Genomic DNA, 18582 nt, shown 5'->3' with positions numbered 1-18582 from the left:
GCGCTACGACGCGTCGGTTGCGAGGAGTCCCATCTGAATTTCGTCCCAGCGCCGTCCATCGCGCGTGATCGCATTGCGCATGCGCCCCTCTTCGGTGAAGCCCGCCTTGGTGTAGCAGCGCAGCGCCGCCTCGTTGAAGGCGAAGAGGGTGAGGCTGATGCGATGGAGGCCGAGGGCTTCAAAGGCGAACTTGGTAACGAGTCGCGTCGCCTCGCTGCCGAGGCCGCGGCCACGAGCGGCAGGCTCGCCGATCATCAAGTGGAAGCTTGCAGCGCCGTTCTCAATATCGAGATTCGCCAGCGTGCAGCTACCAATGAGATGCTCTGCCGTGCCAACACGTTCATAGAGGGCGAAGGCGAGCATCTGGGCGGTGCTGAAGCGGTCGCGGACCATGCGCTCCACCTCATCGCCGGTGAGTGGCTCGTTGCGGTGACGGGCGAGGCGCACCAGCTCCGGATCGGCATACCAGCGCTTGAGCGCTGGGAGGGTATCGGTGGTGTGTGGGCGCAGCGCGACGTGCTCGCCCACGAGGATTGCCTCATGTCCGCCGATTGATCTATGGGGCTGCGATCCGATCACGCGGTCACGGTATACGATCGCCTCGATGCTTAGTTGGATGCAGTTGGCACGCAAGATTGAGGGCGCCTCGCGCACCTCGGAGAAGGCACGTCTCTTTGCGGAGGCGCTCCGTGTCGCCGACGAGGTTGACCTTGAGGTGATCTGCCGACTCCTTGGGAGCCGCGGCACCCCCCAGGCAGGTGCCGTCTCATGGCCGGCACTCGCCAAGGCGGTCGAGGAGGTCGCGGGCGCACCGGCCGGCTCGCTCGCCAAGATCCTCGACGAGACCGGCGACATCGGCCTCGCCGTTGAGGAGCTCCTCGAGAGTGAGCGTCCCATTGCTGGAGAGGCTGCTGCCAGCGAGGAGCGCCACGCGCAGGTGCGCAGCAGCGCCATCGCCAGCGCCACAGGGGTCTTGCCCGTGGCTGGGGCCAGCTCAGCGCCGACCCTCCGCTCGCTCCCCGATGCCTTCGCCGCAATTCGTGGCGCCAGTGGCCAGCGCCGTCACGACCTGCTGATGCAGCTCTTCTACGGCACCTCACCCATCGCGGCGAAGTACATCGTGCGCATGCTCTCTGGTGACGTGCAGATTGGCCTGCGCGACGGCCTCCTCGAAGGCGCGATCGCCGCAGCCTTCGGTGCGGATGTAAGCGCTGTTCGTTGGGCGATGACCCTTGAGGGGGATGCCGGCCGCGTGGCGCTTCTGGCGAAGCGCGGTGCCCTCGCCGAGGCGAAGCTCCGCTACTTTCATCCGATCCCAGCCATGCTCGCCGCCCCAGCCGCCAGCGCCGCCGATGCGATGGAGCGACTGAGCGAGATCGCCGCCGGAGCTATTGCCGTGGAAGACAAGTACGACGGCATTCGTGCGCAACTGCATATCGCCGATGGCCAGGTTGCACTCTACGGGCGAGACGCCAACGAGATCACCGTGGCGCTCCCCGAGATCGCCGCCGCCGCAGCGCAACTATCGGGGTCGCTGGTGCTCGATGGCGAGATCATCGCCTTTGAAGAGGGACACCCTCTTCCAGTGAGTGCGGTGCAATCACGACTGAGCGGTGCAGAGACCACGCTGCACGAGCGTGAGCGCACTGCCGTGCAGTTCATCGCCTTCGACCTCATCGCCCAGAACGATCAACTCCTGATCGGCACGCCACTCCACGAGCGATACGCCGCACTCTCTACGATTGGCATCACGGAGCAATGTGGCGGCGTCATTCATGTTGCACCACAGCGACTGGTCGGTGGCATTGAAGAGATTGAGGCGGAGTTCATTGCCGCGCGCATGCGTGGCTCCGAAGGGGTCGTACTGAAGTCCACCACCGCCGCATACGCCCCAGGTCGTCGCGGATCAGCATGGCTTAAGTTGACGAATCCGATTGATAGCGTTGATTGTGTGGTGGTTGGCGTGGAGTACGGCGTTGGTCGTCGCCGAACGCTCTTGTCGGAGTTGACCTTCGCCGTGCGCGACGACCTCTCGGGGCGGCTCACAACCCTTGGCCGCGCCTCAGCACAGTTCGGCGAACACGAGATGACCGAGATGGGGCGCTGGTTTGAGGAGCACACCGTTGCGCAGCTCGGCAACTATCGCAGCGTTGAGCCGCGCACCGTTGTAGAGGTTTCATTCGATGAGCTGCGCCGCAGTCATCGCAGCGGGTCGGGCTATACCCTCCGCGGCCCACGCATCGTGCGCTTCCGCACCGACCTCGGCCCCGATCAGATCGCCTCGCTCTCGGCGATCGAAGCACGCTGCCGCGCCTCTAACGGATCAGCAGGAGAGACGGAATGAGCGAGCACGAGAAGGTCGCCGAGCTGCGCAAGGCGATGCCCTCAACAGAGGCGAGTATCTACCTCAACGCTGGGAGCAACGGACCGGTGCCATCTGAGGTTGACGCGGCGATGCGCGCAGTGCACGACCAAGAGCTGCAGACCGGGCGCGCCACAGAGCACGCCATGGATGACGTTGAGGAGCGCGCCAATGAGTTGCGAGGCGTCTTCGCCAGTGTGCTCGCCACCGATCTTGAGCTTGTAGCCATTGGTCACAGCACCACCGAGTTGGTACTCCGACCCATTCTTGGCATGGAGTGGCGCGCTGGCGATCGCATCATCACGTTTGACGAAGAGTACCCAGCGATTCGTGGCAGTCTCGCCGCACTTGCATCGCGCACCGGCGTCGTCATTCAAACCCTCTCACTCTGCGACTCCGCTAGCGAGCCACTCAGCGATGACGAGATCGTGGCGAACGTGCTCCCGCTTCTTGGTGCGCCGACGAAGCTGCTCCTCCTCTCGCGCGTCTCATGGATCAGCGGCCGAGTGCTGCCCGTCGCGCCACTCCTCGCAGCGGCCCGCGCTGCGGGGATCACTACGGCCCTCGACAGTGCCCAAGGGGTTGGCGCTCTGCGCGATGATGTCGACGCGCTGAACCCCGACCTACTCGCCTTCCCGTCGCAGAAGTGGCTCCTCGGCGTCGAGGGGCTCGCTGGGGTTCGCCTCTCACCACAGGCACTTGCCGCCGAAACCTTCCGACCCGTCATCGGGGGCTATATGGCGTTCGATGGGCAGCCACTGAACGGGGTAGGGACCTTCCGCTCAGATGCACGCCGCTTCCAGGTCTCAGGATTCAGCCGCCCATCACTCGCGGGGGCTGCCCGAGCGGCTGGCTGGCTCTCCATGCAGGTCGGCCTGCCGTGGGCCACAGATCGTGCCCAGCGCCTCGCCGCCGAGTTCCACGCCGCCGTGCGGGGCCTGCCAGGGGTGCAGATGCTCGCCCCCGCTGGGGGGCACGCCACGATCGTCTCGCTCCGCGTGGCTGGCTGGAAGCCCGAACAGCTCGTGGAGGAGCTCACCCGACGCGCCTTCGCCATCACCCGCCGCGTGCCAAGCCTCCCAGCCATCGACGGCCGCCCAGGCTCTGCCGCCGCACTTCGCACCTCGTGGGGTTTCTGGAACACCGAGGCCGAGGTGGCGCGCATCGCCGAGCTGATCGCTCTCTTCGCCGCGCACACCCCCGAGACGCTGCCGAAGCGGCCGACCATCGAAATCCTGCATGGCTAAGTCACGCCGCCCACGCGGCTTCATCGGCCGTCGCATCTATCAGCTGCTCCATGCACCGAAGCCGGTATTTCGCGCCGTCTTCTCGAACGTCTCCATCGCGGCACTATTGACGCTCGGGTATCTCCTCTACGACCTGCAGGTAGAACGTGCGCTGCGGAGCGGCGCCGATTTGAGCAGCGTCATCGGCGGGCGTGATCTGCGCACCGAAGCGGCGGCACTCTTGGTGCTCGGCACGGTGATCTTTGGCAGCCTCATCACCTATCTGATCGTTCCGCAACCGCGCGCAGACGGAAACGGCACGGAGCGATCTGGGTGGTCAGCAGTGCTCGGCCTCTTCGCGAGCTTTCCCGTGGCGTACATCGCGCTCGTGATTGAGAGCCAGTTCCTCAAGCCGCTCTTCGCGCAGCTGTAGCGGAGCGTTACGCCTGGCGTGTGCCGATCAGGCGGTAGCCGATGCCGCGAACGCTCACCAAGATCTGTGGACGACGCTGATTGTTCTCAAACTTCTTGCGGAGGCGATTGACGGCAACGCGCAGCGCCTCGTCGCCGCCGGCCCAGTTCTCGCCCCACACGTGGTCACGAATCTCTTGATGCGAGACCGCATCACCGAGTCGCTCGATCAGGAGCGAGAGGAGTCGCAGCTCTGTGCCGGTGAGGGTGATCGTCTGCTCAGCGAGTCGCAACGCGCCACTAGCGCGGTCGATCGCGATGGGCGTCGGCTCTACAGGCGATGTATCAGTCATGGGAGAGCGATAGTAGCGGTTCTGTAACAGTTCGTCTACGCCACGCCGCCGAGGGCGATCGCAATGGTTGCAACGCCCGCAAGGGCAATCCCCAAAGCTTGGCGCGCGGTCACGCGTTCGCCCAGTAGCAGCGCCGCAAAGATCACCGTGGTGATTGGCGCGATCGAGGTGAAGACCGCCGCCACCGCCACACCGCTCTCCTCTTTCGAGAGGAAGAAGAAGAGATTCCCCGCCGTTTCGCATGTGCCCGCCACGGTGAGGAGCAGCAGGAGGCGCAGTCGTGGCAGCAGGCTCGTGGGAATCGCGCCATCGCGAATCGGCTCATCGCCAGGTGGCCGACGGCCGACCAGGCGAGCCACAATGAAGACCAGCGCCAACGCGGAGACGCTGGCAATGCGCAGGATGGTGATGAGCCACACCGTTGCGTCTGATTCAACACCGGCGAAGATCAGGCTGAAACTTGCGAAGCAGATGCCAGCCGCCACTCCGTAGAACGCACCGCCGCGAGCCGCCGCGCCACTCGATGCATCGGCGTGCGCACCCGCCTCGCCAGCGACGGCATGCTCAACAGCGCTCGTCGAGACGATGATGATCGCAACGATGGCCGCCAAGAATCCAACGAGTCTAAGGAGTGATGGAATCTCACCCTGCAAGATGCTGACTCCAACGGGAATCAGTGCAGAGAGCGTGCCGGCGATGCTGGCAACAATAGAGATGCGGCCGTGTGCAAACCCGTGATAGAGCAAGAGCACACCGGTGCCGCCCACAATTCCGGCGATCGCCGTGGTGGGCAGGACAGCGCCAGTTGGCGGCGCGCCGCCAATGGCGAGAGCAACGGGGATGAGGAGCGCAAGCGTTGCCGTCTGGCTTGCGGCGACGACAAGGAAGGTTGGGAGGCGACGGCTGGCGAGCCCGCCCAGGAAGTCACCACCACCCCAGGAGAAGGCGGCGATCACGCCGAAGAGGGCGCCGATCATGGAGCAACCCAGCGCATGCGCTGATGTGGGCCGACCTGGGGGAACTCGAAGCGCTCCCCCTCGGCGATAAAGCCGAGGCGCTCGTAGAGGGTGATCGCCGCCACCCGCGCGTTGCACCAGAGGTCGCGCGGGGCACTCGTGTCGGACCACCAGGCGGCGATGGCGGCGCGCATTAGCGCCTCACCGATCCCCTGGTTGCGCCAGTGGGGGGCGGTTGCCGCGCCGCGGAGTTGGGTGCTGGGGCCCTCAACGGCATAAAGCGAGACGCAGGAGGTGAGCTCACCGCCGCTCCAGGCGCCCCAGTGCGCACCAGCGCCAGCCTCATCACCTGGGTAGTAGGCGCTCTCCAGCGGCCGCCCCGCGCGCAGCACGGTGTGGCGCAGGTTCAGGATCTCCTCGAAGGTTGCAGGTCGAATTTTCAGCATGCGTACAGGCTACCTGCTCCCCCCGCGCATGTACTACCGTTCCCACATGCCCGACCTACCCGCTCGCGAACAGCGCCCCGCCTATCCGCCACTGCCGACCACCGACCCCCTGACGGGCGAGCGGTTCAGCATGGATCTGAAGGCAGTGAAGGATGCGGTCCAGCGCACCGCAGGGAAGCTGCACATCACGCCAATCCTCGCCTCAGTCGGTGCTGCCGACGCAATTCGCCGTAGCGGCGGCCCACTCCTTGGCGACGGACGCGTGCGATTTAAGTCCGAGCATCTGCAGCGCAGCGGCTCATACAAGGTTCGCGGCATGCTGAATCGTGTCGCGCGACTTGTTGAATTCTTTGGCATTGAGGATGTGAAGCGCCGCGGGATCATCACCTTTAGCGCGGGGAACGCCGCCGCCGCATACGCCTGGGCGGGTCGCGCCTACGGCATCCCTGTCGAGGTCGTCATGCCGGCAAAGGCGGTGCCCGCAAAGATCGCCGCCTGCAAGGCGTACGGTGCCACGATGCACCTTGTCGAGGGGAACATGGGCACTGCTGGCGAGCTCAAGAGCAAGATCGTCGCAGAGCGTGGTCTCATCGATGCCCACCCGTTCGATGACCCGTTTGTGATTGCCGGACACGGCAGCATGGGCATTGAGATCCTTGAGCAGATTCCCGAGGCTGATGTCGTCATTGGGGGACTTGGTGGTGGCGGCATGCTTTGCGGCGCATCCATTGCGCTTCGCGCACTCAAGCCCGAGATTCGCCTCTACGGCGTTGAGCCCGACGGCTCGTCTGCGGTGAAACAAGCCGTGGATACAGGCGGGATCGTTCCAGTCACCCCCGACACGATCGCTGACGGACTCGGCGCACCATATGCAGGATCCTGGACTCTCCCAATCGCGTCGTCGCATCTCGACGCTCTGATTACCCTCCCCGACGAGGAGATCCTCGGTGGCCTGCGCTTTGCGATGGAGCGCCTCAAGCAGGTCATTGAGCCTGCCGGCGCCGCCGCACTCGCCGCACTTCTCTTTGGCCGCATCCCCGTCATCCCTGGTGATCGCGTGGTCGTCATCTTGAGCGGTGGCAACGTTGACCTCACGCGCATCCCTGAATTCCTCGAGCGCGCAGCGCCCGTTCCAGGCGCGTAACTCCGCTCCGCGGCTGCGCGACTGTGCCAAACAGTCGGCACGGTGATCAGGCAAGATGGCTGGCATGAACGATCCGCTCTTGCTAGTTGCCATTCTCTTTACGGGCACCGCCGCTCTTGCATCGATCTACGCAGCGCTCCGCGCTGGGCGCCCAACTCCGCCCGACCAGCGTGCCGCCATTCAGGCCGCACAACTCGCCGCCATGGTGCAGGGACTCGTAACGCAGTCCAATCGCGATCGAGAGAGCGTGCAGCAGGCGCTGGTTGCTGGCGCGAAGGGCACCACAGAGCAGTTGCAGCAAGTGGGCGAACGCCTCGGTATTATCGACCGTGCGCAGCAGCAGATTGAAGAGTTGAAGGGTCAGGTCGTCGATCTTGTCGGCATCCTTGGAAGCAATCAGGCGCGTGGCGCGTTTGGCGAGGTGCGCCTGGAGCAGATCGTGGAAGATGTGCTCCCCGCCGAGCTCTACGAATTCCAGGCAACCCTCTCGAATCGTGCCCGCGTCGACTGCCTCATTCGCTTCGGTGAGCGTGGCGGTGATCTCGCCGTCGATTCAAAGTTTCCACTCGAGTCGTATCGCAGCATGCTGGCCGCCAGCGAGGATGCCACGCGCATCGTTGCTGAGCGCCAGTTCAAGGTCGACGTAAAGAAGCACATCGACGACATCTCATCGAAGTACCTCATCAAGGGAGAGACCCGTGATCTCGCCCTCATGTTCATTCCGGCAGAGTCCATCTACGGTGAGCTGCTGCAGCACTTCGCCGATCTGGTGGAGTACGCGAGTAAGAGGCGGGTCTACCTCGCCAGCCCGAACACCATTCACGGCTGGCTCACCAACCTTCGTTCGGTCTACATCGACACCAAGATCGCCGCGCAGGCCTCGCTGATCCAGCGCGAGGTGCGGCTGATTCTCGACGACGTGGGCCGCCTTGGCGAGCGCGTAGAGAGCCTTGAGGGGCACTTCGGGCAGGCCAATAAAGACATTGAGCAGATCAAGATCTCCTCAAAGAAGGTGCTTGACCGAGGCGAGAGGATCGAGCGGGTAGAACTCACCGCGGGCGACGATCCGGCAGCCCCAGCCCTTAACGATTGAGTTATATCGGCGAATCGGCTACCGTTTTGGGAGGGCTGAAGTTCAGCTCAAACTTTAGGGAGGAAACATGGATTCGAAGAACCTGTACATCTTGGCTGCAGTAGCCAGCCTCGCACTTTCACTCGCGCACTACTTTGGTGTCGGATTTGTCCAGAACACCGAGACCTCAATCTACATCGGCCTGTGGGTTCCAGCGATCCTTTCGCTCGGCACCCTGCTCGCCAAGAAGAGCAAGTGAACGACCCGATCGTCTTCGTGCTTGGTTTCTTGGTAAGTCTCCCAGTTCTCTGGGCGGCGTATAAGGATCTCCGCAGCTAACGCTGACGATCAGATAGAAGCGCCTCGTTGTGGCTGATGCCGCGGCGGGGCGTTTTTATTTGCCGATGTTCTCCGGGCCGAAGGAGTTAGGCAGGAGCAGATCGAACGGGTAGCGATTGATGCGCAGGATCTCAAGTTGCTCGTCGAAGTTAACGGCGACGATCGGAATCGAAAGCGACGCCGCGAACTCGCGAATCCTCTGGCGGCAGATTCCACACGGCGCCGGCGCTTCCGCTGGTGACTGCACCGCAAACGCGAGAGCGACGGCACGCGCATCGGTGGCTAGGCGCATCGCATTCATCGTGTGCTGTTCGGCGTGCACGGTCAGGGTGTAGTCGACACGCTCCATGTTCGCGCCAACGTGAATCCCGCCGTTCTCGTCGGCTGCGGCAGCGCCAACCGTGTAACTGGAGTACGGCGCGTATGCGCGCGGACGAATGGCACGCGCCGCGGCAACGAGCTTCGCCTCAATTGGCGTGAGGTCGGCCTCGGTGATCCTCATCGTGGACTCCACCCCTCTACTTGGCCGATCAGTCGGCGAATGTGCAGCGCATGGAGCGGTGCAAACGGCAGCGACCAAATGCGCTTCAGCCACGCCTCGGAGCCGAGCGAGCAGGCGTCGGCCCCCGCCCAGCCGTACTCGCGCACATCGTTGAAGGTGCGCACGCCGCCGCCAGCGATAATCGGGAGTATGATCCCCGCCTCGCGCAGCTCGCTAACCACGCGCAGCCCGATTGGCTTGATCGCACGCCCGGAGAGGCCGCCGTAACGGTTCTTCAGCAGCGGTGTCCCGGTCGCTGGGTTGAGCCGCAGCCCCTTCACCGTGTTGATCGCAGAGATCGCAGCGACCCCCGTCGCCTCGGCAAGACGCGCATGCTCGAGGTAGTCAAAGTCGGGGGAGAGCTTCAGGATCACCGGGAAGCGCGAGGCCGGCACGGCTCGTCGCAACACCTCCTCGATGATTGCACTGAAGTCAAAGTTTACGTTGTGACAGGAGACATTGAACTCCACGGCGGCGAGCTCGCCTGGCTTCGCGCGGCGATTCACCGTCTCCACGAGCGACGAAAACTCGTCAGCACTAAAGCCACCGAGCGAGAGGATTCGGTTCTGCTCGCTCGTGCGCGGGAAGTACTCATCGAAGTAGCGCTCAACCCCAATGTTCGACCAGCCGAACGCGTTGAGCCAACCACCATCTGCCTCCTGGAGTGCTCCGCGATAGAGGCGGAAGAACTCGGGTAGGTCTGTTGCCCCCCACGACTCACGCAGGGTGAAGTGCCCTTCGCGCGGCTGCTCAGTCACAGTGCGCACGGTGACCGCGCCGAAGCGCCGCAGATCAACGAAGTTTACGAGCGGCGAGAGACCGGTGATCGCGAAGCGGCCCTTCGGTGCGCCGTAGCCGAGGAGGCTTGAACTGGTGACCAGACGATTCCGAAGCTGGATCCCGTTCAGGTCAATCATGCGCCAAGGATAGTGCGCAGTGCGAGTACCACCAACACGGAGAGCGTCATGCCTACAAGTAGGTTGCCCCGCCAGCGGCCCGCAGCGGCGCCAGCGAACACGGCTACCGCCTCAGGGCCAACGGTGAAGACACCGCCCTGCACGAACACCGATGCCGCAGCGATCGCGCCAAGCACCGCTGGGCCGATCAGCCGAAGGTACTCAAGGACGGCGGGTGGCAGGCGATCGATACCAGGGACCAGCATCGGTAGTGCGCGCGCCGCATACGTGCCGAGCCCACCAAGGATCGCGAGCGGGATTAGATCGGCGCTCAAGAGGTCGTTGTTCACGCGCGCCTCCGAAAGAGTGCGAGCCCCACTAGTGGCCCAACGAGGCCGCCAATCATGATCGCTGCGCTTGGATCAACCAGGAGCGCTGCGGCAACTGCGCTGCCACAACCAACAAGCAGTGCAACAAGCGCCGCGCGATCCTTCACGAGGCCGATGGCGAGCCCAGCCATCGCCGCGGGGAAGACCACATCGAGACCAATGGTTGCTGGGTCGGGCAGCGCTGCACCGGCGAGCCATCCGGCGATTGTTGCGAGGTTCCATGGAACGAAGATCGTGAGCCCCGCATACCAGGCACCTTTTATGTCGATTCGGCCGAGGCGTGCAATGTGTGCCGTGGTGAGGGCGAATGCCTCGTCGGTGAGCAGATAGGCGAGCCCCGCTCGGAGTTTCAGCGAGAGTTTCGCGGCGTACGGCGCAACAGATGCGGAGTAGAGGAGGTGTCGTGCATTGAGCAGCCACACCAGCAGCACGATCGACGGCCACGGCGTGTTGACGACCAGGAGGCCGACAGCGGCAAATTGTGACGCGCCAGCGAAGAGAATCGCGCTGAAGGCGATCGCCTCAATCAGTGAGAGCCCACCCTGGCGCGCGGTAAAGCCGAAGATGCCGCCAACAATGATGGCGATAGCCCAGATACCAAGCGAGTCAACGACGAGGCGCCGGCGCGCGGTGCTCAGTACGGTCGCAACTCCGCTCATTGCGCGGCGGGCTCCAAGATCACAACGGGGATCTCACGCGACGTCTTTCGAGCATACGCCGCGTACACACCGTACGTCGCATCATCGGTTGCGCGCAGGTATCGCAGCCGCTCTTCACCAACGGCAATGCGCGCGCGATACGGTCGTCGGAAACGCTTGTAGATGATCGTGACCCTCGGCTCGGCCTCGATGTTGCGATACCAGGCTGGGTGACCCTCGCGTCCATAGTTGCTGGCGATCACCACAATGCGATCACCGTCGGGGAGATAAGTCAGCACGACGCGACGTGGCGTGCCGCTGCGCCGACCGATCGTCTCCAAGATGATTCCCGGTCGCCCACCAAGGTTGGGCGACACCCAACCGTTGGTTGCAAGTGCAAGGCGCGCGTGTAACGGCGCAACGAGTCCAATCAGTCGACCGAACCAGCGCTGTGCCCCCTTCAGCCACGAAGGGCGCCGTGCCGCCCAATCGTCGCCTGGCACTTAGCGCTCAGCGAAGAGGTAGCGAACGGAGAGTGCGGCCACGACCGCACCGATGAGCGGCCCAACGATGTAGACGACGGCGGCCGACAGGTCGCCAAGCGCCAACGCAGGGCCGAACCAGCGCGCCGGGTTCATTGCTGCGCCGGTGAGCGGTCCGCCCACCATGATGTCGGCGATGATCACGCCGCCAATGAGGAGTGCACCGAGCTGTGGTGCGCGCTTATCAACGGCGGTCAGGAGGACGGCGTAGACCAACACGGCAGTGAGGACCGCCTCGATGGCGATCGCCGTGACCTGGGTCAGGCCAGCAGCAACAGCGGGTGATCCACCGCCTGCAACTGACCAGGCGGTGTCGCCTGGCTCGAAGCCGCCGAAGGCGAGCTTGAGGGCGAACCCAGCGGCAACGGCGCCGACCAGCTGGGCCGCGATGTAGCGGATCCCCTCAATGGTTCGGACTTTGCCAACCAGCCAGAGGGCCACGGTCACCACCGGGTTGAACTGCCCGCCACTGATCGGGGCGAAGGCGGTGCCAAGGGCGGCAAGAACGAGGCCGTGGGCGAGGGCGATCCCGATAAGGCCGACCGCCCCGCCGGTCTGGGCGTCCATGATCACCGCGCCCGCTCCGACCACGAAGAAGAGGAAGGTGCCGATCACCTCAGCGGCGAGGGCGGCGACGAGGGTTCGACTGGGCATTCGTAGGGACCTCCACGAGTCTTCGGGGGGCCAGCGGCACCCCATTGGGGCTGATTGTAGGGCAGCCCCCATGAGAGATGAGCCGGATGCCGTATGCTACGAAAGTCCCCCGGGCTTCGGTGGACATAAGCACGCACGCACGCGACCGAGATCAGTCAACCGTTCCCATCCAGGGCTCGCGAGACCAGCATCGGACCACGAGGCGAGCCAGCACTAGGAGTGAACGGAATGTACACAGACAAGAACTTGGTCTGCATGGATTGCAGCCAGGAATTCGTATTCACAGCGCGGGACCAGGAGTTCTACGCTGAGCGCGGCTTCACAGAGCCAAAGCGCTGCACACCATGCCGCAATGCCCGTAAGGCGCAGCGCGAGGGTGGTTCAGCGGGTGGCGGCTTCGGCGGCTACACCGGTGGCAGCTCTTACAGCGCCGGCGGCTACGGCGCCCCACGCGCACCTCGCGGACCACGCGAGTTGCACCCAGCAACCTGCTCGGATTGCGGCAAGGAGACCATGGTCCCCTTCCTGCCAACCAGCGGCAAGCCGGTTTACTGCGACAACTGCTTCTCGACCCGACGCCCAGCGCGCTGAGTCCAGTAGCTCTTTGAGCAACCCGGACGGCCGGGACCCTTCGGGGTCTCGGCCGTTCGATTTATCCCCGAGTTTCTAATTGAGCCAATCGATCAACGAGTAGTGCTGCATGCACCGTTGCGGCGCGGTGATCAAAGAGCGCAAGCAGGTTGGCGCTGCTGAGCGCAGCGGTGATGCTGGCATCTGCCAGACACACCTCATGTAGTTGTCGGTTGCCATCGCGCGCGCTCGTCGCCGCAGCTTGCACAATTGAATAGGCGGCATCGCGCTGCATCCCTGTATCGACCAGCGCGGTGAGTAGCCGCGATGCAGCGTGCAGCCCGAGCCCACCTGCAAGGTTCGCCAGCATGCGCTCGCGGCGAATCTCAGCACCATCAATCACGCCGTTGAGTGAGTCCGTCATGAAGGCGAGGAGCGATGTAGCGTCGGGGAGCAGGATGCGCTCGGCGGAGCTGTGGCTGATGTCACGCTCATGCCAGAGCGGCTGGTTCTCCATCGCTGCAGCGGCGTAACCACGTAGGAGGCGGGCGAGACCGGCGATCCGCTCGCTCTTGATTGGGTTGCGCTTCTGCGGCATCGCCGAGCTGCCAGCCTGACCGGCGCGGAACGGCTCACGCATCTCGTCAACTTCAGAACGTTGCAGGTGCCTGATCTCGGTGGCGATGCGCTCCAGAGTGCTACCGGCAATCGCTATCGCGCTAACGAAGGCGGCGTGTCGGTCGCGCTGCACAATCTGTGTGCTCGCTTGATCGGCGCGCAGGCCGAGTGCTGCCAGCGCAATCTGCTCGATCTCTGGGCTGATTTGGCTGTAGGTGCCGACAGGCCCGGAGATCTTTCCCGTTGCAGCTTCAGCGGCGGCAAGGGTGATGCGTTCGCGTGAGCGCGCAACCTCAAAGGCCCAGTTCGCCATCTTGGCGCCCATGGTGGTTGGCTCTGCGTGCATGCCGTGCGTTCGCCCAATCATGATGGTGTCACGCTCCTCGCGAGCACGGCGAATGATGGTCCCGAGCAGTGTGGCGAGGCCTGCATCAATGAGAACGGCGGCACCGCGCATCTGCAGTGCGAGTGCGGTGTCAACGACGTCGCTGCTGGTCAACCCATGATGAATCCAGCGACCCTCTGAACCAACGCTCTCCGCAAGCTGGCTCACAAAGGCGACGACATCGTGATCGGTGGTGCGCTCCAACTCGTTGATGCGAGCGACGTCCACCTTAGCCTTCGCACGAATCACCGCCACGGCGTCGGCGGGCACTTCGCCCGTTGTTGCTTGTGCGTCGAGCACGGCAAGTTCAACCTGCAGCGCCGCGTTCCAGCGCGCCTCATCGCTCCAGACGGCCGTCATCGACGGCGTAGCGTAACGGGGGATCATCGCTTGGCGTGGCGCAGTGGGCGCCAGGCACGCTCAATGGTTTGCGTGCGCTCGGGGCCAACAGAGAGGAGCACGATCGGCGCATCGGCAATCTCTTCGAGTGCCGTGACATAGCGACGGGCGGTCTCAGGTAGGTCGGCCATTGCGCGAACGTTGGTGATCTCCTCCTCCCAACCAGGGAACGTTTCGTAGATTGGCTTCGCGCGTGCAAGCTCAGCACTCGACGTTGGCCAGCGCTCAACGCGCTTGCCGTCGATCTCATACGCAACGCAGAGCAGAATCTCAGGAATGCCCGAGAGCACGTCAAGCTTGTTCAACATGATGCTCGAGACGCCATTCAACTCAACGGCGTAGCGGAGTGGAACGGCATCGTTCCAGCCGACACGGCGACGGCGACCGGTTGTCGTGCCAACCTCATGACCGGTGACGGCGATGCGCTCTCCGATCGCATCGGTGAGCTCGGTGACGAATGGGCCCGACCCAACACGCGTGGCGTACGCCTTCATGACGCCCATCACCTCATCAATCTGGAGCGGAGCGATGCCGCCGCCAGTGGTGGCGCCACCCGCGATTGGGTGTGATGAGGTGACGAATGGATACGAGCCGTGATCAAGGTCGAGCATCGCCCCCTGGGCGCCCTCAAAGAGGAGGTGCTCCTTACGGGCGTAGGCACGCTGCACCAGGTCATTCGTGTCAGCGATGTGTGGACGGAGTCGCTCGCCCCAGGTTGCAATGAGTGCGGCAATCGCAGCGGCATCAACCGCCTCGGCATAGTCGGTGGCACCAAGCGCGGCGAGGAGTGCGCGCTTCTCAGGGAGCACGCGTGAGAGGCGCGTCGCGGCCGAGGCTGGATCCAAGAGATCCTCAACACGAAGGCCGAGGCGGGCGGCGCGGTCCTCGTATGCGGGGCCGATGCCGCGCTGAGTGGTGCCCACCTTGTCTCCAGCGAGCGCGGTCTCGCGGGCTTTGTCGAGTGCCACGTGATACGGGAGGATCAGGTGTGCTGCGTGGCTGACTCGCACCTTCGAGATGTCGATGCCGCGGCTGATGAGCTCATCAAACTCTCGAATCAGCGTGGCAGGGTTCACGACCACCCCTGGTCCGATGATTGGGGTGATGTGCCCATAGAGGACGCCCGAGGGGACCAGGTGCAGCTTGAAGGTGTCGCCGCCGATGACGATCGTGTGGCCGGCGTTATCGCCACCCTGATAGCGAACGACCGTCGATACCTGCTCGGCGAGGAAGTCGGTGGTTTTCCCCTTCCCCTCGTCGCCCCACTGGAGTCCGACGATCACGCTCGCAGGCATAGCCCCCCGCTCTCGGTTGCTTGGATGCTGCCGGGCAACGCACGGCGGGGGGATCGTACCCCCTCACCGCCCCGAGAGGGAGCCCCGCGGCGCGGGTAAGGTGCGATGATCTACCGACGATGCCACACCCCCCAGCGATCCTTTGGTTCCGCCGAGACCTTCGCCTTGCCGACCACCCCGCCCTGGTTGCGGCAGTGGCGGCGGCCAAGGATCTTGGCGCACCCCTCTTGCCGATCTTCGTCTGGGAGCCGGGACTCATTACTGGCAAGCTGTCGAGCGCCAACCGCACCTGGTTCCTACGCGAGAGCGTCACGGAGCTTGCCACCAGCCTGCGCGCACTCGGCTCGGATCTCATTGAGTTGCAGGGGCCAGCCGCTACTGCACTCCCACGGCTGATTAGCGAGCTGCGCGCTGCAGGCGGCACTGGAGACATTGCTCTCTTCATGACGCGCGACCACACTCCGTTCGCGCGAGAGCGCGATCACGCTGTTGCGGATCTGCTCACACCACTCGGCGTGAAACTGCATGCGAAGCGCGGCCTCGTGGTGGTTGAGCCAGAGGAGCTGCTCACCGGTGGCGGCACACCGTATGGCGTCTATACGCCGTACTTCCGCCGATGGCTCGAGCAGGTTGACGCCAGCGCACCGCTGCCGACACCAAAAAAGCTTCCACCGCTTCCAACGCCAACTCCAGCCTCCACCGTTGATCAGGCGCTCCTTGATGCGCATGCGGTACCAACGGCGCAGATTGATCAACTCCCTGTGCCAGGTGAACGCGCTGCGCGCAAATACGCCGATACGTGGCGCAAATCAATTAACAAGTATGCAGACCGGCGCAACGCGTTGGCCGACGACGCTGGAACTAGCCGCCTCTCGGCGGCGCTGCATATTGGGCTCCTCTCCGCGCGTGAACTTGTTGTGCGACAGCTTCCACTACCGCCAGTGCAAGAGGGTGAACGGTCAGGTGAGCGAGTCTGGGTGAGCCAGATCGCCTGGCGTGACTTCTATACACAGGTGCTCTGGCACGCGCCGCATGCCGCGAGCAGCGCGTGGCGTCCAAGCTACGACGCAATCAAGTGGAGCAGCGATAAGCGCCTGCTCGAAGCGTGGAAGAGCGGCAAGACCGGCTACCCCGTTGTTGATGCAGGGATGCGCCAACTTGCAGCAACCGGCTTCATGCACAACCGCGCGCGCATGATCACCGCATCATTCCTAACAAAAGACCTGCTGATTGACTGGCGTGAGGGTGAAGCGCACTTCTTGCGACACCTCGTTGACGGCGATATTGCCGCCAATAATGGTGGCTGGCAGTGGTGCGCGGGTAGTGGCACTGATGCGCAGCCGTACTTCCGCATCTTCAATCCGGTGACACAGGCGGGAAATTTTGATCCCGATGGTGAATATGTGCGTCGCTGGGTGCCAGAGCTTGCCGCCCTGCAAACGCCCGCGATCCATGCGCCATGGGCGCATCCGACGGCGCTTGCCGAAGCGGGCATCAAGCTCGGCGACCAGTACCCAGGGCCGATTGTCGATCACGCCGAGGCGCGTCAACGAACGCTTGCGGCGTATAGCGCGGCACTCAAGCCAGAGAGCGGCCGTTAGTCATGGGCGGCGCACGACGTGAGGCACGGCAGCCACATCGGCCTCCGAGTGAGCGCCCCGAGAAGATCTGCGTGGTGTGCGGCCGACCGTTCCAGTGGCGTAAGCGCTGGGAGCGAGTCTGGGACGAGGTGAAGTACTGCAGCGACGCCTGTCGCCGCCGACGGTCATAGCGTGAACCACCTTGTCGTTTTAGGAGATCAGCTCACTGACCAGGTTGGCCCACTTCGCGCGCATCTTGATGGCAGCGCCAAGTTCGCCGATCCAATCCTCGTCTTAGAGATCACGGGCGTGCGGCACGAGGCACGACACGTGCAGGCCGTGGTGCTGCAGGTCGCGGCGCTACGAGGGTTTGCGGCAGAGCTTCAGGGGCGGGGGGCTCCAACCGAGGTCATCAAGGCTCCCACCCTGGGCGAGGCACTCGCCGCCGCCCAGGAGCGGTATCGGCCGTCCGGCGTCACCCTGATGGACCCTGCGCAGCCTCAGGACCTCGAGGCGATTCAGGCATGGTCCGCTGCGAGCAGTACGCCCGTGGAGGTCGTCGAAAATCAGCTCTGGCTCACCACCGTGGCCGAATGGGAGGCGTTCAAGTCGGGTCGAAAAGAGCTCCGCATGGAGTACTGGTATCGACGTGTGCGCAGTGCGCGTGGCTGGCTGATGGAGGAGAGCGCGGGGAAGAGCGAACCGATTGGCGGCACATGGAACCTCGACAAGGAGAATCGGAAGCGCCTCGCCCCTGGCACCGACGTGCCGACACCGCCGTATGCAGCAGTCACGCCACTCGTACAGTCGGTGATTGATGAAGTACTTAAGGAGTCCTCAACGCTCTTTGGCGAGTCAACCACACTGATCTGGCCAACAACCCGGCGTGAGGCACTCGCTGCACTCAACGCATTTTGTGACGATCGATTGGCCAACTTTGGCCCATACGAAGATGCTATGTCGAAAGAGCATGAGCATCTCTTTCACTCGCTCTTATCGCCAGCGATCAACCTCGGCCTGATCACCCCTGCCGAAGTCTGCGAGCGTGCACTACAAACGTATGCCGATCGGAAGAAAGAGATCCCCCTCTCGAGCATCGAAGGGTTCATCCGCCAGATCCTCGGTTGGCGCGAATTCATGCGCCACGCATATCGCGAGTATTGGCGAGAGTGGCAGACCGACAACGGCCTGAACGCCCATGAGGAGCTGCCTGAGCTCTACTGGTCGGGAGAGACGAAGATGGCCTGCATGTCGCGCATCGTCAAAACGCTGCAGCGAACGGGACACGTCCACCACATCGAGCGCCTCATGGTGCTCGGCAACTTTGCACTCCTCTTCGGCGTGCAACCGCAGCAGGTTGACTCTTGGTTCCTGGAGGCATTTGTCGATGCGCTGCCGTGGGTCGTTACGCCAAACGTCGTGGCCATGAGTCAGTTTGCGGATCTGGGTCGCATCACGAGCAAGCCGTACATCTGTGGCGGCGCATACATCTCGCGTATGGGCGACGACTGCAAATCGTGTTTCTACAACCCAACCGAATCGGTGGGCGAAACGGCCTGTCCGTTCACCACCATGTACTGGGAGTTCATTGATCGTCACTCGGCACGGTTCGCGAAGAATCCACGCATGGCAACACAGGTTCGCTCCTGGTCTGCGCGGCCAGCGGTTGTCCGCAAAGAGATCCTGGTACGCGCAGCCGACGTTCGTAGCCGTGCTAAGGCTGGTGATCTCTGATCCGAACCAGCACGATCCCGTGGCAGCGGATC

22 protein-coding genes are annotated in these 18582 nt (G+C 63.7%); 10 read left to right on the top strand and 12 right to left on the bottom strand.

Annotated features, from left to right (window positions below):
• Positions 1-3: 3 nt before the first annotated feature.
• Positions 4-579 (bottom strand): GNAT family N-acetyltransferase, encoded by a 576-nt coding sequence (locus AC3LB0_RS03815; RefSeq protein WP_488649839.1) that lies wholly within the window; start codon positions 577-579, stop codon positions 4-6.
• Between the two features lie 25 nt (positions 580-604).
• Here AC3LB0_RS03815 and AC3LB0_RS03810 point away from each other — a divergent pair, with 25 nt between their 5' ends.
• Genes AC3LB0_RS03810 through AC3LB0_RS03800 form a run of 3 tightly spaced genes read left to right on the top strand, consistent with a single transcriptional unit; the run spans position 605 to position 4021 of the window.
• Positions 605-2344: an ATP-dependent DNA ligase gene (locus AC3LB0_RS03810; protein WP_488649838.1), complete on the top strand. Its 1740-nt coding sequence runs from the start codon at positions 605-607 to the stop codon at positions 2342-2344.
• Positions 2341-3609, top strand: a complete 1269-nt coding sequence (locus AC3LB0_RS03805; protein ID WP_488649837.1) for an aminotransferase class V-fold PLP-dependent enzyme — start codon at positions 2341-2343, stop codon at positions 3607-3609. The genes AC3LB0_RS03810 and AC3LB0_RS03805 overlap by 4 nt, the downstream gene beginning before the upstream one ends.
• The gene (locus AC3LB0_RS03800; protein ID WP_488649836.1) at positions 3602-4021 is read left to right on the top strand and encodes a hypothetical protein; all 420 of its coding nucleotides are present in this window, start codon (positions 3602-3604) and stop codon (positions 4019-4021) included. The genes AC3LB0_RS03805 and AC3LB0_RS03800 overlap by 8 nt, the downstream gene beginning before the upstream one ends.
• A gap of 7 nt (positions 4022-4028) precedes the next feature.
• On the opposite strand, the gene AC3LB0_RS03795 is transcribed toward AC3LB0_RS03800, so the two are convergent.
• Genes AC3LB0_RS03795 through AC3LB0_RS03785 form a run of 3 tightly spaced genes read right to left on the bottom strand, consistent with a single transcriptional unit; the run spans position 4029 to position 5754 of the window.
• Positions 4029-4352: a winged helix-turn-helix domain-containing protein gene (locus AC3LB0_RS03795; protein WP_488649835.1), complete on the bottom strand. Its 324-nt coding sequence runs from the start codon at positions 4350-4352 to the stop codon at positions 4029-4031.
• A gap of 35 nt (positions 4353-4387) precedes the next feature.
• Entirely contained in the window at positions 4388-5329 is a 942-nt protein-coding gene (locus tag AC3LB0_RS03790; RefSeq protein ID WP_488649834.1) for an EamA family transporter, read from the bottom strand.
• Entirely contained in the window at positions 5326-5754 is a 429-nt protein-coding gene (locus AC3LB0_RS03785; RefSeq protein ID WP_488649833.1) for a GNAT family N-acetyltransferase, read from the bottom strand. The genes AC3LB0_RS03790 and AC3LB0_RS03785 overlap by 4 nt, the downstream gene beginning before the upstream one ends.
• Before the next feature lie 46 nt (positions 5755-5800).
• Between AC3LB0_RS03785 and AC3LB0_RS03780 the strand changes: the two genes are divergently transcribed.
• The 3 genes from AC3LB0_RS03780 to AC3LB0_RS03770 all read left to right on the top strand — a co-directional run bounded on the left by AC3LB0_RS03780 (position 5801) and on the right by AC3LB0_RS03770 (position 8229).
• Positions 5801-6898, top strand: coding sequence for a threonine ammonia-lyase (locus AC3LB0_RS03780; protein ID WP_488649832.1), 1098 nt, complete (start codon positions 5801-5803; stop codon positions 6896-6898).
• Between the two features lie 55 nt (positions 6899-6953).
• The gene (locus tag AC3LB0_RS03775) at positions 6954-7991 is read left to right on the top strand and encodes a DNA recombination protein RmuC (protein WP_488649831.1); all 1038 of its coding nucleotides are present in this window, start codon (positions 6954-6956) and stop codon (positions 7989-7991) included.
• A gap of 67 nt (positions 7992-8058) precedes the next feature.
• Positions 8059-8229, top strand: coding sequence for a hypothetical protein (locus tag AC3LB0_RS03770; RefSeq protein WP_488649830.1), 171 nt, complete (start codon positions 8059-8061; stop codon positions 8227-8229).
• Between the two features lie 135 nt (positions 8230-8364).
• Here AC3LB0_RS03770 and AC3LB0_RS03765 read toward each other — a convergent pair whose 3' ends face one another.
• From AC3LB0_RS03765 to AC3LB0_RS03740, 6 genes are read right to left on the bottom strand one after another with little or no spacing between them, the layout of a single operon-like run.
• Positions 8365-8811 (bottom strand): cytidine deaminase, encoded by a 447-nt coding sequence (locus AC3LB0_RS03765; RefSeq protein ID WP_488649829.1) that lies wholly within the window; start codon positions 8809-8811, stop codon positions 8365-8367.
• The gene (locus tag AC3LB0_RS03760) at positions 8808-9767 is read right to left on the bottom strand and encodes a beta/alpha barrel domain-containing protein (RefSeq protein WP_488649828.1); all 960 of its coding nucleotides are present in this window, start codon (positions 9765-9767) and stop codon (positions 8808-8810) included. The genes AC3LB0_RS03765 and AC3LB0_RS03760 overlap by 4 nt, the downstream gene beginning before the upstream one ends.
• Positions 9764-10096, bottom strand: coding sequence for an AzlD domain-containing protein (locus AC3LB0_RS03755; RefSeq protein WP_488649827.1), 333 nt, complete (start codon positions 10094-10096; stop codon positions 9764-9766). The genes AC3LB0_RS03760 and AC3LB0_RS03755 overlap by 4 nt, the downstream gene beginning before the upstream one ends.
• On the bottom strand, positions 10093-10794 hold the full coding sequence (locus tag AC3LB0_RS03750) for an AzlC family ABC transporter permease (RefSeq protein WP_488649826.1): 702 nt from the start codon (positions 10792-10794) through the stop codon (positions 10093-10095). The genes AC3LB0_RS03755 and AC3LB0_RS03750 overlap by 4 nt, the downstream gene beginning before the upstream one ends.
• On the bottom strand, positions 10791-11276 hold the full coding sequence (locus AC3LB0_RS03745; protein WP_488649825.1) for a nitroreductase/quinone reductase family protein: 486 nt from the start codon (positions 11274-11276) through the stop codon (positions 10791-10793). Before AC3LB0_RS03745 ends, AC3LB0_RS03750 begins: the two co-directional genes overlap by 4 nt.
• Positions 11277-11969 carry an MIP/aquaporin family protein gene (locus AC3LB0_RS03740; protein ID WP_488649824.1) on the bottom strand — a complete coding sequence of 231 codons (693 nt, stop codon included), beginning with the start codon at positions 11967-11969 and terminating at the stop codon, positions 11277-11279.
• Between the two features lie 228 nt (positions 11970-12197).
• On the opposite strand from AC3LB0_RS03740, the gene AC3LB0_RS03735 reads away from it, so the two are divergent.
• The gene (locus AC3LB0_RS03735) at positions 12198-12560 is read left to right on the top strand and encodes a zinc-ribbon domain containing protein (protein ID WP_445844399.1); all 363 of its coding nucleotides are present in this window, start codon (positions 12198-12200) and stop codon (positions 12558-12560) included.
• Between the two features lie 61 nt (positions 12561-12621).
• On the opposite strand, the gene purB is transcribed toward AC3LB0_RS03735, so the two are convergent.
• Both purB and AC3LB0_RS03725 read right to left on the bottom strand, forming a co-directional pair.
• Positions 12622-13902: an adenylosuccinate lyase gene (gene purB / locus AC3LB0_RS03730; protein WP_488649823.1), complete on the bottom strand. Its 1281-nt coding sequence runs from the start codon at positions 13900-13902 to the stop codon at positions 12622-12624.
• Positions 13903-13925: 23 nt separating this feature from the next.
• A complete protein-coding gene (locus tag AC3LB0_RS03725; protein WP_488649822.1) occupies positions 13926-15236 on the bottom strand; it encodes an adenylosuccinate synthase in 1311 nt (436 codons plus the stop codon).
• A 119-nt stretch (positions 15237-15355) separates the two neighbouring features.
• On the opposite strand from AC3LB0_RS03725, the gene AC3LB0_RS03720 reads away from it, so the two are divergent.
• From AC3LB0_RS03720 to AC3LB0_RS03710, 3 genes are read left to right on the top strand one after another with little or no spacing between them, the layout of a single operon-like run.
• Entirely contained in the window at positions 15356-16837 is a 1482-nt protein-coding gene (locus tag AC3LB0_RS03720; protein ID WP_488649821.1) for a cryptochrome/photolyase family protein, read from the top strand.
• Positions 16838-16839: 2 nt separating this feature from the next.
• Positions 16840-17007, top strand: a complete 168-nt coding sequence (locus AC3LB0_RS03715; protein ID WP_488649820.1) for a DUF2256 domain-containing protein — start codon at positions 16840-16842, stop codon at positions 17005-17007.
• 1 nt (position 17008) lies between these two features.
• Positions 17009-18550 carry a cryptochrome/photolyase family protein gene (locus AC3LB0_RS03710; RefSeq protein ID WP_488649819.1) on the top strand — a complete coding sequence of 514 codons (1542 nt, stop codon included), beginning with the start codon at positions 17009-17011 and terminating at the stop codon, positions 18548-18550.
• Positions 18551-18582 lie beyond the last annotated feature (32 nt).

The organism is Candidatus Limnocylindrus sp., from assembly GCF_040397235.1.
Lineage (GTDB): Bacteria > Chloroflexota > Limnocylindria > Limnocylindrales > Limnocylindraceae > Limnocylindrus.
This window is presented reverse-complemented; position numbering and strand designations above follow the sequence as displayed.